At 31.9% G+C, this 16,295-nt stretch carries 13 protein-coding genes; 5 read left to right on the plus strand and 8 right to left on the minus strand.

What is annotated here, in order from left to right:
* Nucleotides 1–41: 41 nt before the first annotated feature.
* Nucleotides 42–842, minus strand: coding sequence for a TrmB family transcriptional regulator (locus CLMAG_RS14525; protein ID WP_139264253.1), 801 nt, complete (start codon nt 840–842; stop codon nt 42–44).
* 420 nt (nt 843–1,262) lie between these two features.
* On the opposite strand from CLMAG_RS14525, the gene CLMAG_RS14530 reads away from it, so the two are divergent.
* Entirely contained in the window at nt 1,263–1,799 is a 537-nt protein-coding gene (locus tag CLMAG_RS14530) for an NfeD family membrane protein (RefSeq protein ID WP_066623788.1), read from the plus strand.
* A 45-nt stretch (nt 1,800–1,844) separates the two neighbouring features.
* Nucleotides 1,845–3,320, plus strand: coding sequence for a flotillin family protein (locus tag CLMAG_RS14535; protein ID WP_066623797.1), 1,476 nt, complete (start codon nt 1,845–1,847; stop codon nt 3,318–3,320).
* A 135-nt stretch (nt 3,321–3,455) separates the two neighbouring features.
* Here the strand turns inward: CLMAG_RS14535 and CLMAG_RS14540 are convergent, their stop codons facing one another.
* Complete coding sequence (locus CLMAG_RS14540) at nt 3,456–3,869, minus strand: hypothetical protein (RefSeq protein WP_066623799.1); 414 nt, start codon at nt 3,867–3,869, stop codon at nt 3,456–3,458.
* A 165-nt stretch (nt 3,870–4,034) separates the two neighbouring features.
* Entirely contained in the window at nt 4,035–4,961 is a 927-nt protein-coding gene (locus CLMAG_RS14545; protein ID WP_066623802.1) for a carbon-nitrogen hydrolase family protein, read from the minus strand.
* Nucleotides 4,962–5,083: 122 nt separating this feature from the next.
* Here CLMAG_RS14545 and CLMAG_RS14550 point away from each other — a divergent pair, with 122 nt between their 5' ends.
* Nucleotides 5,084–6,448 carry an aminotransferase-like domain-containing protein gene (locus tag CLMAG_RS14550; RefSeq protein WP_066623805.1) on the plus strand — a complete coding sequence of 455 codons (1,365 nt, stop codon included), beginning with the start codon at nt 5,084–5,086 and terminating at the stop codon, nt 6,446–6,448.
* A gap of 111 nt (nt 6,449–6,559) precedes the next feature.
* Here CLMAG_RS14550 and CLMAG_RS14555 read toward each other — a convergent pair whose 3' ends face one another.
* Both CLMAG_RS14555 and hydE read right to left on the minus strand, forming a co-directional pair.
* Entirely contained in the window at nt 6,560–8,179 is a 1,620-nt protein-coding gene (locus CLMAG_RS14555; RefSeq protein ID WP_242873039.1) for a nitrite/sulfite reductase, read from the minus strand.
* 91 nt (nt 8,180–8,270) lie between these two features.
* Nucleotides 8,271–9,314, minus strand: coding sequence for a [FeFe] hydrogenase H-cluster radical SAM maturase HydE (gene hydE, locus CLMAG_RS14560; RefSeq protein WP_066623808.1), 1,044 nt, complete (start codon nt 9,312–9,314; stop codon nt 8,271–8,273).
* Between the two features lie 145 nt (nt 9,315–9,459).
* On the opposite strand from hydE, the gene CLMAG_RS14565 reads away from it, so the two are divergent.
* Complete coding sequence (locus CLMAG_RS14565; protein ID WP_066623811.1) at nt 9,460–10,800, plus strand: aminotransferase-like domain-containing protein; 1,341 nt, start codon at nt 9,460–9,462, stop codon at nt 10,798–10,800.
* A 245-nt stretch (nt 10,801–11,045) separates the two neighbouring features.
* Here CLMAG_RS14565 and CLMAG_RS14570 read toward each other — a convergent pair whose 3' ends face one another.
* The 3 genes from CLMAG_RS14570 to CLMAG_RS14580 all read right to left on the minus strand — a co-directional run bounded on the left by CLMAG_RS14570 (nt 11,046) and on the right by CLMAG_RS14580 (nt 14,233).
* Complete coding sequence (locus CLMAG_RS14570; RefSeq protein ID WP_066623814.1) at nt 11,046–12,002, minus strand: HPP family protein; 957 nt, start codon at nt 12,000–12,002, stop codon at nt 11,046–11,048.
* A 228-nt stretch (nt 12,003–12,230) separates the two neighbouring features.
* Nucleotides 12,231–13,043 (minus strand): NAD(+) diphosphatase, encoded by an 813-nt coding sequence (gene nudC, locus CLMAG_RS14575; RefSeq protein WP_066623817.1) that lies wholly within the window; start codon nt 13,041–13,043, stop codon nt 12,231–12,233.
* A 23-nt stretch (nt 13,044–13,066) separates the two neighbouring features.
* Nucleotides 13,067–14,233 (minus strand): aspartate aminotransferase family protein, encoded by a 1,167-nt coding sequence (locus CLMAG_RS14580; protein WP_066623820.1) that lies wholly within the window; start codon nt 14,231–14,233, stop codon nt 13,067–13,069.
* Nucleotides 14,234–14,684: 451 nt separating this feature from the next.
* On the opposite strand from CLMAG_RS14580, the gene CLMAG_RS14585 reads away from it, so the two are divergent.
* Nucleotides 14,685–15,959 (plus strand): IS110 family RNA-guided transposase, encoded by a 1,275-nt coding sequence (locus CLMAG_RS14585; RefSeq protein ID WP_066616512.1) that lies wholly within the window; start codon nt 14,685–14,687, stop codon nt 15,957–15,959.
* The last annotated feature ends 336 nt before the right edge of the window (nt 15,960–16,295 follow it).

Genomic DNA, 16,295 nt, shown 5'->3' on the forward strand with positions numbered 1-16,295 from the left:
TTGAATAATTTTTATATAAAAAAATATAACAATTTTTAAGACTAAAAAGTAATTTTCATTTTAGACAATATTTCTAATACAAGTTCTGTTACCTGTTCCTTATTTTCTTTTTCTAAAATACGGTTAACCAGAACATCATGAAATATGTAATCCTCAAGTAAATATATATGAGTTGGATCATCAGTATAAAAAGCATTACTATCAAGTTCTGAGGAATGACCATATAACAATTCCTTACTATCAACTGAAAGAATAAACCACTTTTTCTTATCAATACTATTATGGGATTTATTTTTTCGGTGCTTATCTAAAGTATTTATTGGATTTTCCACTTCAAAAGTTATGCCGCTAACACTACAGCCACGCTCTGCACAGGCCTTTAAGTCATCAGCCAATTCTGAATACATGGTGTCCCAAATGGAGATAATCACTCTCTGTTTTGCATCACGTATCAAATTTCTGCAAAAGGCTAAAATATTTTTCTCACCCCTTACCGTTGAAACATAGGTATTATCTTTTTTATCTTGAGATTCTATAGCCTTAAGTTCCTTTTCAACATGATTATAAGTATTGGTCCATTTTTCACGTGCCTGCTCTAAAAATACACTTGCTGGCAAAGCAGTGTAATTCTTACTACCATCAGTACTTTCTTCAAACATAACTACTCCACGAGTAGTAAGTGCTTCTAAAGTATCATAAATACGAGCACGGGGTATTCCTGATGCTTTACTAACATTATAAGCATTGGATGTTCCAGTACTTAGCAAAGCTACGTAAGCCTTAGCTTCATACTGATTTAATCCAAAATTTTGTAACTTAATAAATAGCGATTCATCTATCAACTTTATTTTCCTTTCTTTAAATGCTCATTAAGATTATTTTATAGTTACTACTACAATAGTAACTATAGTATATGTTAGTTATATTGTCAATAATGCTCAAAAAAAATTTTCTATAATATGGTTATATCTTTAAAATTTTCTTTGAATAATTAGCATAGTTAAGCTTTAGTAAGGAACTGAAATTTAATTCTAATATTTGCTTATTTTCATTAGTAAATTAGCTAATATGAGGCGGTAATAATTTGATTAAAATGCATTATATGGTATAATGTACTATATCGCATAATAAGTTATCAAATAACTTATTATACTTATTGTTATTATGACAATTATATAATCTAATAATCATATACATTATATAAGAACTGACATAATCTTTTCACTGAAAAATCTTATTTATAGAATCTAAGGGGGGATTTTATGGAACATATATATACTGTTATTTTTTTAGTAGGAGTAATATATACCGTAGTAACATTTTTAATAGGTGGATTGTTTGAAGCTATTCATCTTGATGGGCATATTGATACTCATGGATCAGAACCTACATTTACGGTTTTACCACTAAAACCTATAACTATAGTTTCATTTATTACTGTATTTGGTGGAGTGGGAATTATGGGGAATTATTATAAGTTAAATGAATTATATACATTTGTACTGGCGATTGTGTTAGGTGGCATAGTTTCATTTGCCCTATATAGATGTATAGTTCTCCCCTTATATAAAGCACAAAATACAAGTGCTGTTCCTCAAAATACTCTAATAGGAATAAAGGCTGTAGTTATATCACCAATACTAGAAAACGGTTTTGGAGTTATATCATATGTTGTTAATGGAAGTAAGTATAATGCTCCCGCACAACATATTAATAAAAAATCAGTTCTACAAGGTGAGAATGTAATTATATATGAGATTAAAGATACTATATTTTATGTTCAGCCTTTAAATGAATAGATAAAATTTACCAAATATAAGTATATAATTAAAGGGGGAAAAAATATGTTTAGTTTATCAAATCTTATTATTCCTGGGATCATTGTTGCAGTTATTCTACTTCTAGTACTCGGGCTATTTTCTATGTGGAAAAGAGTGCCCCAAGACAAAGCATTGGTGGTAACAGGTCTTAAAAAGAGAGTTATTACTGGTGGCGGTGGTTTTGTAATACCACTTTTAGAAAGAACAGATAAAATTTCACTGGAGAATATGGAGATAGAAATAAAAATTGATGGTGCCTTAACAGGACAAGGAGTAGGTATATCTGCAGATGGAGTTGCCGTTGTAAAGGTAAAATCTGATACTGATTCGATCTTATCCGCAGCTGAACAATTCAATACCTCACATGGAATGGAGTATACTCTTAAAGTTATTGTTCACACAACAAAGAATGTTCTGGAAGGTAAGCTTAGAGAAATTGTATCTAAAATGACTGTAGAAGAAATATATAAAGACAGAGAGACCTTCGCCTCTCATGTTCAACAAGTTGCTGCAATAGACCTTGCACAGATGGGACTTGAATTAAAGGTTTTAACTATAAAGGATATTTCAGATAAAAACGGTTATTTAGAAGCTCTTGGCAAACCAAGAATTGCGGTAGTTAAAAGAGATGCTTTAATCGCAGAAGCAGAAGCAGCAAAGGAAACAAAAATTAAAACTTCGGAGGCATCTAGAGAAGGAGAAGCAGGAAGAATTCTATCAGAAACTCAAATCGCTGAATCAACAAAACAAAAGGAATTAAAGATACAAGAATATAGAAAAGAACAGGAACAGGCAAAGGCCATATCGGACCTTGCCTATGAAATTGAATCTAATAAGGTAAAAAAAGAGGTTACTGAGACGCAGATGCAGGTTCAAATCACCAAAAAACTAAAGGAGAAAGAACTTGCTGATGCTGAAGTTCAAGTAGAAATAACTAGAAAAGAAAAAGAAATAGAACTTGCCGAAAAAGAATCTATTAGAAAAGAAAGGGAACTTGAAGCTACAGTTAAGAAGCAGGCGGAAGCAGATAAATATAAGCAAGTACAAACAGCAGATGCAGTTAGATACAAGGAAATTGCAGATGCAGAAGCAAGAGCTAAATCAATTGAATTAGAAGGTAAGGCAAGAGCAGAGGCTTTAAAACTTCAAGGTATGGCAGAGGTAGATATAATTAGAGAAAAGGGTAAAGCAGAGGCAGAGGCTATGATGAAAAAAGCAGAAGCCTTTAAACAATATAATGATGCCGCTATGACTCAAATGATTATAGAAAAATTACCTGAAATTGCAAGAGCTATTTCTGAGCCATTATCTAAAACCGAAAAAATTGTTATTGTTGATAATGGTCTTAACGACGGAAAAGGTGCTGCTAAAATTACTGGGTATGTTAACGACATTATGTCTCAGCTTCCTGAAACTGTAGAGGCATTGACTGGTGTAAAAATGCTGGACTTTTTCAATAAAGCTATGGTTAATGAGAATAAGAAGGAAACTCCAAAATAAATCTTGTATAAATCATATACATCTGTATAAGCAAAGACTGAAAGAGAACGTACATAGATTTGTATAAAGCAAATCTATGTACGTTCTCGCAAAAACAGACAAGCTTAGAAAAGCTCACTTATTTTTAATCCTGCACTACTCCACCTGTGTTATAAGCCTTCTCATAATATCCCTTAGCTTTGCTTCTCCAACATCTTCATGAGCTATAGCTATAACTAATTTTATATCATTATCCGATTGATCCCACTTATATGCCCGAATATCTAAAATAGCTCCTGATGGTATATATTCTTCGATATCAGTTGCAGCATCTTCTGCTAAGGTAAGATATTCCTCAAATAAATCATCTTCAGTTAATTCAGTTTCATTATATTCCTCTTCCATAATACTTTTTAAAGTATTTACATCTACGCTTAAGTTAAAAGCTAATATATCTTCTCTTTTTGAGCCTTTACTCATATCTTTTACTACTTTAAATTCTGAATTTGTTTCAATTATTTCTTTTATGTCTTTACTATCTACAATCTGATTACCAAACGCTACATACATTTTTCTATCTCCTATTATTTGTTTTTGATTTTTTCTTAATAATACTATCATAAAAGTACATTTTTTGGTATACCTTTTAGTGTACAAAATTAATAGGTCAGACTTTATTTTAAGGAACCAAATAAAGTCTGACCTGTCTTGTGATTTAGTTAATACAAATTACATCTATTCTACTATAGAAAATTTAAATACATCTGGTCTTGAATAGTGACCCACTACATCAAAATCTATTCTACTTTGAACAATTTGATCTAATTCTAAATCCGCAATTAATATTTCTTCTCTGTTATAAACAGGCTCAACTATATACTTACCAAAAGGGTCAACTATACAGCTTCCTCCTGGACACATAACCTCTGATTGGGACTCTAATTCATGATAGTAATTTAGGTCTGTTGGGTACATGTTTTTTTCTACGTACTGATTACAACCAATTACAAAGCATCTTCCTTCTAATGCTATATGTCTCATAGTACACTGCCATTCTTCTCTTGAGTCTGCTGTAGGAGCAATATAAATGGTTACACCCTTAGAGTATAGAGCCATACGAGCTAATGGCATGTAGTTTTCCCAGCATATTAGTGAGCCCACTTTACCATAAGGCGTATCTAGCACAGTAAGGGTACTTCCATCACCTTCTCCCCAAATACAACGTTCTGTACCTGTAGGCTTGAGCTTTCTATGCTTCCCTAAAAGTTCCCCATCAGGTCCAAAGAATAAGTTTGTACAATAAAGTGTGTTATTTATTCCTGATCCATCTTTTTCTGTGACTCCTATGGATAAGTATACTCCAGCTTCTTGAGCTGCTTTTCCAAGAATATTTGTAATATCGCTTGGTACTGCTACAGAATTTTCATAGTAACGCTGCCAATCTTTACGTCCTTCCATAGTTCTGCTTCCCACAACAAACCCAAAAGAAAGACCTCTTGGATAGGCAGAAATAAACGCCTCAGGAAAAACTACTATATTTGCCCCCTTTTTCCCTGCTTCTTTAATTAATGCAAGAGTTTTCTCAACGGTAGCATCAAGATCCATAATAACTGGTGATGATTGGACTGCTGCAACCCTTACACTTTTAATTGAATTTTTCATAATAACATCCTCCTAAAATATAATATACTTTTGTTATAATTTCATATTATTATAGTATAATCGAAGTATCAACGAACAAAATCTTAAATTGTTATAGTACAAAAATACGGGAGATGTTTAAATTGCTAAAATATCAATTAATTATTCAATATATTAAAAATGAGATTTCAAATGGAAACCTTGCTGCAAATAAAAAGTTGCCTTCACTTAGAATAATATCCGAATTATTTAATTGCAGCGTTGGTACAGTTTTAAAAGCCTATAATGAACTTGAAAAGGAGCATATTATTTATTCACTGTCAACAAGCGGATATTATGTGTTAGAAAGTGATTTTTCTAATACCACTTTTTGTGAAGATACCTTAATTGATTTTTCTTCAGCAGCTCCTGATGTTAACACTTTACCTTATAAAAAATTTCAACATTGCTTAAACAATGCTATCGAACTGTATAAAGAAAATCTTTTTACTTATTGTGACCCACGTGGATTAGATTCATTGATACAGGTCTTAGCTAGACATCTAAACGAATATCAGATATTTACTAATCCAGATAACATTGTTGTAACCACAGGATCTCAACAAGCTCTAAGTATTTTATCAACTATGCCATTCCCAAATGGAAACTCTAAGGTCCTGGTCGAGCAACCAACCTACTATGGAATAATTAAATCTTTAGAATTAAATAGCGTTTCTACATTAGGAATTGAAAGAAACTTTAATGGAATAAATCTTCATGAATTAGAAAAATTATTCAAATATGGAAATATTAAATTTTTTTATACTATTCCCAGATTTCACAACCCAACAGGTAACTCCTATACTAGACAAGAAAAAGAAGCAATTGTAAAATTGGCAGAAAAATACAATGTATATATTGTAGAAGATGATATTATGGCAGATTTAGAACTTGATAAAAAATCTGATCCAATGTTCTCTTATGATACCGCTTCAAGAGTTATTTACTTAAAAAGCTACTCTAAAATTCTTGTACCTGGTTTAAGAATTGCGGCAGTTATATTACCTAAGCTACTCATAAATACTTTTTTAGAATATAAAAAATGGATAGATATGAGCAGTCCAATATTATCTCAGGGTGCTCTAGAAATCTACTTAAAAAGTGGTATGCTTGAAAAACATAGAAAAAAAATAAGCAAATTATATTCTGATAGAATGATTTGTTTAAAAAATACTGTTTCATCACTTAAACACCCTAAGATAAGATGGAATATACCTAAGTCTGGATATTTCGCCTGTATATATGTAGATAATAAATTGCGGTATGACAAAATAATGAGTGCATTATCAAATAAAAACATAAAATTATTAGATACAAGCACCTGTTTTTTGAGAGAATATAGAACTAATAATTATTTTAGAATTAGTATAAGCAAAACAAATGAAGAAAAAATTAAGAAAGGTATTCCTATAGTGTTAGATACTATACAAAAATATTTAACTGATAAAAAACAGGGCTTTGATTTCTAAATAGGTAAAAAGAGTATCAATTCAATCAATGATACTCTTTCAATTTATTGTAGCTTGATATTATAATTTTATCCCCTTGCTCTTAATTTAATTTTCACAATAACAAATTTATTAAAAATCAGAATATAGATCTGAATTTTCGGTAAAGCTCTCTATTAAAGAATACTGGTCAACTAATTCTCTTACTTCTGCTTCCTTCTTTTCTATGAATTCAACAAAATCTATATAACCTGAATTTACTTTTATCTCTGCTAACTTCAAAAAGAATTTAGTCATCTTCTTAGCAGGAATCTCTCCGTAAACTTCTCCAAACTTCGCACCACCAGCACCTACTCTTCCATTGAAAGACACTGAATATACAGGAACTAGTCCACTATCCGTGCGTCTTTTCTTCCCTATAAGTCCGATAAGTCCCTTTTGAGGTTGTGCACAGGAGTTAGGACATCCTGATATAAGTATTCTTGGTAATGCACTTCTTACATCATCATTTTTATCTTTAAAAGCCTCAATTATATTGTTTAGTAATTCTTGAGAATTATTAATACCAAAGTTACAAATTTTAGGACCTGCACAGGTTACAGAGTTATCTATATTAAATATAGATGAAAATTTAGATGTTATATCAATTAAAGCCTGTACATCTTTTGCTTTTAAGTCCCTAACATAAAAACCTTGAGTCATAGTTAATCTTATGGATATTTTATAATTTAAACTTGCTATAAAATCTAATACTTTATCTAAATCATTAGTGTGCATATTTCCATTTTGAGGATGAATATACAAAGAATAATACCCTGACTGCTTTTGTTCATATATTATATTTTCGTACTTCTTTTCCCAAAGTGGTTTATTACTTTCCATTGTATTCTGTATATTTTCTTCTTCTAAATCTATTTTAATCTTCAAATCCTGCTCAACTTTTACTTTCTCTAGTTCATTTTTGAACATCTCAGTAAACTTTTCTTCACCCAATCTTTGAACAACAAATCTTAGTCTAGCCTTATGCCTATTAGTTCTGTCCCCTTCTCTTTCGAAAACTTGTTTCATAGCTTGTACATAATATAATGCTTCTGTATCCTCTATAAAGTCCTCAAGCTTTAAGCCTACTCTAGAGCCGCCGCCTAATCCACCGGCTCCATATACTTCAAATCCTCTTTTTCCATCAACTATTTTTGCTATAAAACCTATATCGGTTACTGTAGCATTTACTGTATCCTCTGTACTATTTGAAAAAGCTATTTTATATTTTCTTGGAAGTTTAAGATTAGCAGGATCTTTCATCATATGATTTGCGACTTCCTTCATATACGGAGTAACATCGAAAACTTCATCACGTGCTACTCCAGAAAGCGGTGAGCATGCAACATTTCTTACACCATCTCCACCAGCTGCTTTTGTAGTTAATCCACACTTTATCAAAGAGTCCAACACATTGCTTAAATACTGGATTTTTACTGAATGAAATTGGATATCTTGTCTTGTAGTAAATCTTATCTTACCTTCAGCATACTTTTTAGCAATTTCACTTATTGCCTTCAATTGATCTATTGTTATAACTCCACCAGGAATTCTTGGTCTTACCATATATGTATCATTCAGCCTTTCTTTGTAGATTCCCATAATTGAACTGAAGGATTTTAAATTATCAATCTTACCTTCATTATACTGTTGTAAGTTATTTTTAAATTCTTCAACACTTTTTAAAATTTCTTCTGTAATTTCTATCATCATTTAATTCCTCTCATTTAATATAATTTATATATTTGATTTTTTATATTATAAGCCTGAATTATCATCTCCCCATATGAGGGGGGATAAATAATTAAAAATTATGTTCTAGTCTTTTTATTCTTCCGCCTCTAGTTCCTGAAACCATTCTTCCTATAGACCTTATTTTGCCTGAAATACAATTCCAGCAATGGCCAGGAGTGTCATTAACACATATTTTTCCTGGATAAAGTGCATACAGCTTTCTATACTCTCCTTCAGTTATATTTGGCATAACCACATTTGCACCGCTTGTAAGTGCAATTATTCTTCCATTTCTATTTAAGGACTCCATAGCTGTTGTAGCAGGTATGTTAGCATCTGGTAGTAGAAGTCTTACTAAAGCCATAGTCTTTATGCTCATTGTAAAGTTATCTGCTTTGAACTCCTTTAAGGGCGTATCCCTATTCGGAATAAATGGTCCCAAACCTATCATATCTGCATCTATATCCTTAAAAAATAATATGTCATCTGCCAAGGATTCTATGGTTTGGTTAGGCAATCCTACTAAGTTACCTGTACCAACCTCATACCCTAGTGATTTAAGATTTCTAAGACATCTTTTTCTATTTTCATAACTCATACCAGGATCTAAAGCTTCATACAGTTTTTTATCTGTAGTTTCTATTCTCATTAAATACCTATCTGCTCCCGCTTCCCTATAAGCCTTGTACTCCTTAAAAGTTTTTTCACCTAAACTTAAGCTAACAGCTACTCCAAGCTTCTTTATACTGGATATCATATGTCTAAGAATAGGAACAGTATAATATTCATCTTCTCCAGACTGTAAAACAATACTTTTATATCCGTATTCTACTGCTTTGTTGGCTAAATATATTATTTCATCTGGCATTAATCTATATCTTTTTAGGTTTTTATTAGATGCTCTTAATCCACAGTATAAACAGTCTCGTTTACATACATTTGAGAATTCAATAATTCCCCTTAAGTGAACTTCTTCTCCTACATACCTCTTTCTAACTCTATCAGCTGCTGCAAAAAGTTCATTATCTATGCTGCTATCTTTAAGAAGAGTCACTAATTGCAATTTACTCAAAGTGTGCTCTTTTTCAGCTTTTTCAATTAATTTTGTATTCATAGTTAACACCATCCAATACTAAATAATAATAGAACTTTCCTATAGAAAAAGTTTGATTACACTTTAATGTTATTATAGTATAATTTAGATATCAAGAAATAAAATCACCATCTGTGCTATTACAGAACTAAAGGAGCTACGTAAATTGTTAAGATATGAAGAAATTATTGAATACATTAAAAATGAAATTTCAAAAGGAAATTTTACCTATAAAAAAAGATTACCTTCTATTAGAGATATGTCCCAATTATTCAATTGCAGCATTGGTACAGTATTAAAAGCTTATGATAAACTTGAAAAGGAGCATATTATTTATTCATCCCCTAAAAGCGGCTATTACCTATTAGAAGATTTTCGCGAAAATACTTCCTCTGAAAATTCCATTATTGATTTTTCATCAGGAGTTCCAGATGTTGAAACTTTTCCCTATAAAGATTTTCAGCATTGTTTAAATAAGTCTATAGAATTATATAAAGAAACTCTATTTAATTATTCAGATCCCCGTGGATTAAACTCTTTAATAAGGGCATTAGCAAAGCATCTGCAGCAATATCAAATATTTACAAAACCAGATAACATCGTTATAACTTCAAGTTCTCAGCAAGCATTAAACATTTTATCAACTATGCCCTTTCCAAATAATAAGTCTAATATACTTGTTGAGCAGCCTACTTATTATGGAATGATAAAATCTTTAGAATTAAACAATATATCTGCATTAGGAATTGAAAGAGGCCTTGACGGAATAAACCTAGATGCATTAGAAAATATGTTTAAATACGGAAATATTAAATTTTTTTATACTATTCCTAGATTTCATAATCCAACGGGGAATTCTTATAATAGGCAAGAAAAGGAATCAATAGCCAAAATGGCAGAAAAGTATAATGTTTATATAGTAGAAGATGATATTGTCGCAGACCTAGAAATAAATAAAAAAAATGATCCATTATTCAGTTATGATACTTCACAAAAAGTTATCTATTTAAAAAGTTATTCTAAAATTCTTATGCCTGGTTTAAGAGTTGCAGCACTTATATTGCCTAAATTGCTAATGAATACTTTCTTAGATTATAAAAAATGGACAGATATGAATAGCCCAACACTATCTCAAGGTGCTCTAGAGATTTATTTAAAAAGTGGTATGTTTGACATTCATAGAAAAAAAATGAGTAAATTGTATTGTGATAGAATGCTTTATTTAAAAGATACCATATCCTCCTTCACTCATCCTAATATAAAATGGAACGTTCCTAAATCCGGATATTTTTCCTGTATATATGTAGATGGCAATCTTCAATATGATAAAGTGATAAGTTCGCTGCAAAATGACAATATAGAATTGTTAAATACCAACATGTGCTTCCTAAAAGAATATAAAAACGATCATTACTTCAGAATAAGCATTAGTAAAGTAAATGAGGATAAAATTAAAAGAGGTATACCTATAGTTCTTAATACTATTGAAAAATATTTAAAGCTGTAGGTGAACTTAGCATTAAGTTCGCCTACAGCTTTAATCAAGCATTCATACTACAATTTTACTGCAGTTCTAACGGTTAATAGAATAATTATTAGCTCCTACTCGATTTTCTATTCAAATGTTTAATGAAGTGGAAACTTGAATCAGATGGGGTTTCAAACCCCACCTGATTCTTAGTTGAACGAATCCAGGGACGTAACTGCTCTTTACTCCCACTTTGCAGAAGATAGGAGTATTAGAGCGGGTAGTCATCGGATAAATAAAAATTTAGATACTGGTAGTTTTTTAAACCAAGATAAATTAATCAGTAAAAATATAGCACTACCAACTAAAACCTGCCATGGATACATACATAAATTCTTAAATGGTATAATTATTGGCAACAAAGTAATAGCTGCTGCAGGCGGCAATACAAATCGTAGAAAATGGAAAATAAGAAAAATACAGAACATAGACAAACCAGCTGAAATCCAAACTGGCCAATGTAATAAGTAATATATGAGGTATAACCATAAAACTCCCGAAAAAGCCGCAAGCACCAGTGATATAAAAACTAGCCCAGTCTTAGAATGTAGTTTCCCCTTTGGTTTCGCAAGTTCTACAAAAGCAACTATCAAAGGTGGAGCAATAATGTAGTCCCAATGGAAATATAAAGCAACTGCTGAAACAAGCATGATACTCGTTAATAACTTAACCCAGACTATCAATTCCTCCTGGGTGAGGTTAATTTTTTCTCTTTCTTTAAAACTCTTCAGGATTCCAATACTTGTCCCCTTTTCTTTGTAAGAATTATCTATTAATTTTTTGCCACAGACAATTATTCCTGTAAGTATGCATACAGACAAAGGGTAATACCAGCTTTGAGTATGAGTTAGAATTGGAAGAATTGCCGCTGAAAAGGACGGAGTCACTTCTGAGCCTATAATCTTCAACTGCAGAACAACAAGGACAAAGGCTCCGGCAATCATGAGAAAGGGCGAGTATGGCAAAAATCTAGTTATGACCAATCCGGTCACAGCCGCAATAGTTGGAGATAGCCAAAAATGTAGATTTTTGTTTCCCCAAGCTGACTTTTCCATAACCCAAGCACCAATAGCAAGAGCCGAAATTTCCGGGAAAATAATTTCTTTTTCTCCGGTATATGCCGAAATTATACACATAGCAATCACTAGCACTATAGCTAAAGGTATAAATTGTTTCCTCATCTCGGACCCTCCTATATTTTCTATCATAATTTTAAGCTTTCTACAATCATGATTTAACCTTTATGGCTATATGACATATCTTTTATATAAGTATACTACCATTTTTGTATAATATAGTAAACATATTGTTTTTTAAAACATCGTATTATTCAGCTATCATCGAACATTGTTCGTACATTCAACTCTATTTTGAGGACAGCACCTTGCTATATACTAAGTAACAATCATTTAACCGATGACTACCCCATCTGATTCAAGTTTCACTTCATATTCATTAATACACAAATCTATAAGTTTTCTTGCTATAGTACCTTTTAAGGCAATGTTTTCAGGCAACTTATCCACGCTGTACCATGAAGCATCAATAATTTCATTGCCGTCAACTTTTATTTCTCCACTTTCATACTGGCATATAAATGCTATCATTAGAGAATCAGGAAAAGGCCAAGGTTGACTTCCAAAATATTTTATGTTTTTTATCCTTATACCAGTTTCCTCAAAAACCTCTCTAGAGATACAGTCTTCGAAAGTTTCACCTGGTTCCACAAATCCTGCAATTACACTATATCTTTCTTTTGGAAAAACAGCATGCTTCGCCAGTAATAGTTTTTTATCTTTAATAACAGCTGTTATTATAGCAGGAGATATCTTAGGAAAGTTAAGAAAACCACAGCTAGGACAAATTTTTACTCTTTCATCCTCCTTATCTTTAAGCAAAGTACTGCATTTACTACAGTACTTATATGTATTATTCCAACCAATAAGGTGATAGGCTTTTGCAGCCAAATTAAAAGTAACTTCATCAAGCAATCCCAACAGTGATTGTAGCTTGAGAAATTGGAAAGGCGAAGATACATTTGTAACATCATGTGTTTCTGCAAATAGAAATTCCTGATTATCCTTTGAAATCAAAAGGTCTAAGCTACTTAAACTCATATTTAAGCTTTTTATATTATCTTCATTGGGAATCAATATATCTCCATCTTCCACCTTAATTAATAGTTCCTTGTTATTGTTGTATATAAAGTATAGCTTATTCATATTCTCCTCCTTAGTCTTACATACTAGCACAATTCTGAAGCAACTGCTTCAAAAATATTGACTACATTATCTATTTCTTCAACAGTAACATTAAGTGGTGGTAGAAGTCTTACTACTTCTGGCCCTGCACTTACTACAAGAAGTCCTTTTTCAAAACATTTGTTAATGAAGGTTTTGACATCAATGTTAATCTTAAGTCCTAATAATAAACCTGATCCCCTTATTTCATTTATAAACTTTAACTTGCCATTTATCTCATTAAGCCTATTTACAAAATACTTACTTTTTTCTTCTATAGATGATATAACGCCTCCAACTGTAAGTTCATCAATTACTGCATTAGCAACAGCGCAAACCAAAGGATTTCCTCCAAAGGTACTGCCATGATCACCGGGCTGAAGTATTGAAGCTCTTTCATTTGCCACTATGGCACCTATAGGTAATCCTCCAGCTAATGCTTTTGCAAGACAAATGAGGTCAGGTATTACTTCAAATTTCTTATAAGCAAATAAAGTTCCTAATCTACCTATACCGCATTGAACTTCATCAAATATCAATAAAGCATTATGTTTATCACATAGTGCACGACATTCTCTTAGATATTCTATTGAGGCACTATTTATTCCACCTTCTCCTTGTATTGGCTCAATAATTACTGCACATACATTTTCATTGAAAATACTTCTCAGCTCTTCAATATCATTAATATTTACATTCCTTGCCCCACCCATTAATGGTACAAAGTCTTTCTGATACTTTCCCTGCCCAGTTACTGCTAACGCCCCCATAGTTCTACCATGGAATGAATTTTTCATATATATTATTATATTTTTGTCAGCACTGCCTTTTATTTTTCCATATTTTCTAGCTATCTTTATAGCGCCTTCTATTGCTTCCGTTCCGCTGTTACAGAAAAAAACACTGTTGTGATCACTATAATTACATAGTTTTTCAGCTAAAACGGAATGCTGTGTGTTCCAATAATAATTTGATATATGGATAAGTTTTTTGCTTTGCTCATTAATAGCATTTATGATTGCAGGGTGGCTGTGACCTAGACAATTTACAGCAACCCCTGATACGAAGTCTATATATTCTTTACCCTTTGTATCAAATAGTCTTGAGCCCATCCCATTTTCAAATGTCACGTCAAATCTTCCATATGTATGCATTATATTTTCTTTTGACATAAAATATCCTCCTCGTATAATAAGTTTATAGCAGTTATTTACTGCCTATAAACTTATTTATTTTTTATATTTTGTATAGATTAAGAAAGCATCTCAATTTTTCTAGTGGGGATTCTCCCAATTCAGTATTGCTGATTCTTATACTTTCCGATCTATACTGTTTTAACCTACTATTTATTAAAGGATTTTCTAATGCTAAAATAGTCATAACGGAACTTTAGCGAAGGTTACTGCTGTATTCCTCCTGCAAAACACATTGTGTTATTGCCTGTAAAGCTTGCAGCCTGACCAAAGTATCATATTCTGCTTACACAAATGTTGCATCTCCTTTCGCAGCCACCAGCAAGGTTTTGCGTCTGGATGAATGCTAATTACGCGAGGTTGCAGTTAGTACTTTGGATTAGGATAATCCTTTCTAATTTCCTCATTATTTTTGAAAGGTGGTGATTTCATGAAGAAATTAGATTACTTATCAACTCTATTTGTTGGTATCGATATTGGTGCGAGACAAAATGTTGTCTCTGCTATTAATTTTGAACAGGAATTCTTGATTAAGATGAAACCTGTTCCTAATACGCAATTTGGTGCAGAGCAACTTGAATCCATGCTTGTTAAGGTTTTAGAAAACAATACTTTTAAAGCTGTTATAATCGGCTTAGAATCTACTTCCTTTTATGGAGTACATATAGCCAATTTTTTATCTGCTAGTGAAAAACTTATGACTTACAAACCTTATGTTTACTGCTTGAATCCTAAGGAAGTTGCTAACTACAAAGAATCCTTTAATTCTCTTGATAAAAATGATGGCATTGACTCTTTTGTTATTGCTGACTTTGCAAGAGTTGGCAGAATTCATATTGAACCTTGGCGTGGTTCTCAATATCTTGCTCTGCAAAGACTTACAAGGCACAGACTTCATATTGTTGAATGCTTAACTAGAGAAAAAACTTACATGTTATCCAATGTATTTCTTAAGTTCAGCGAATTTGCATTATTACAGGGAGAAGATCATCCTTTTTCTAATAAATACGGTGCTACCGCATCTTCAATACTTACTGAATTTCTATCTTCCGAAGATATTGCAAATACATCAATTGAAGAACTTGTTGACTTCGTCAATAGAAAAAGTCGGAAAAGGATTTCTAATCCTCAGATGACTGCTGAAATTTTGCAGCAAGCTGCACGTAATTCATACCGTCTTGATAAATGTTTGTATGAGCCATTAACAACCTCTATTGCTTGTTCTTTCAACTGTATTCAGGCTTTTGATAAAGAACTTAAAGGTATTAACAAAGCCATTGAAAAAGCTGTTATGGGAATGAATCCTGTGGAATACAAAATATTAATGTCTATTCCTGGTTTTGGCCCTGTTTACTCCAGTGGCATTCTTGCTGAATTAGGAAGTGTGCATGCATTTCCTAGTAATGATGCTATTGCTAAATACGCTGGCATCGTGTGGAAAGAAAATCAATCTGGAGGTTTTAAAGCTGAAAATACACCTATGAACAAAGCTGGTAACCGTTATTTACGCTATTATCTCATAGAAGCTGCAGGAAGTGTTGTTTGCCATATTCCTGAATATCAAGAGTTCTATCAGAAGAAATTTGCTGAAGTAACTACACATCAGCACAAACGAGCACTCGCGCTAACATCTCGTAAACTTATTCGTATGATTTTTGGATTGCTGGCTAAAAATCAGCTCTACTCTTCAAATAGAGTAGATTAATCTATATAAATTATACGAACATACTTTCTCATTGGACTGTATGTTTATTAAGGTTACCCATTTTTAAAGAAATCATTTGATTTTCTTTTCATTTTGTTCTTGACATATTACCAAATTGCTTTATTTTACATTTTCTCTACCTATAAGCTTCTTTGCATAAAGAAACAAATGAATATATTAGCTTAAAATACTTATGCAGATATATTCTTTTATAGTAAGTTATAATATTATGGTTCAGTTTAAATTTCAAGAAATAAAATTAAGTTCTGTGCTAGTACAAATTTAAAAGAGAACGTAGAAATTGATTAAAATTTCTAGTTCTCTTTTGACGATTAG

Source organism: Clostridium magnum DSM 2767 (genome assembly GCF_001623875.1).
GTDB lineage: Bacteria > Bacillota > Clostridia > Clostridiales > Clostridiaceae > Clostridium_AM > Clostridium_AM magnum.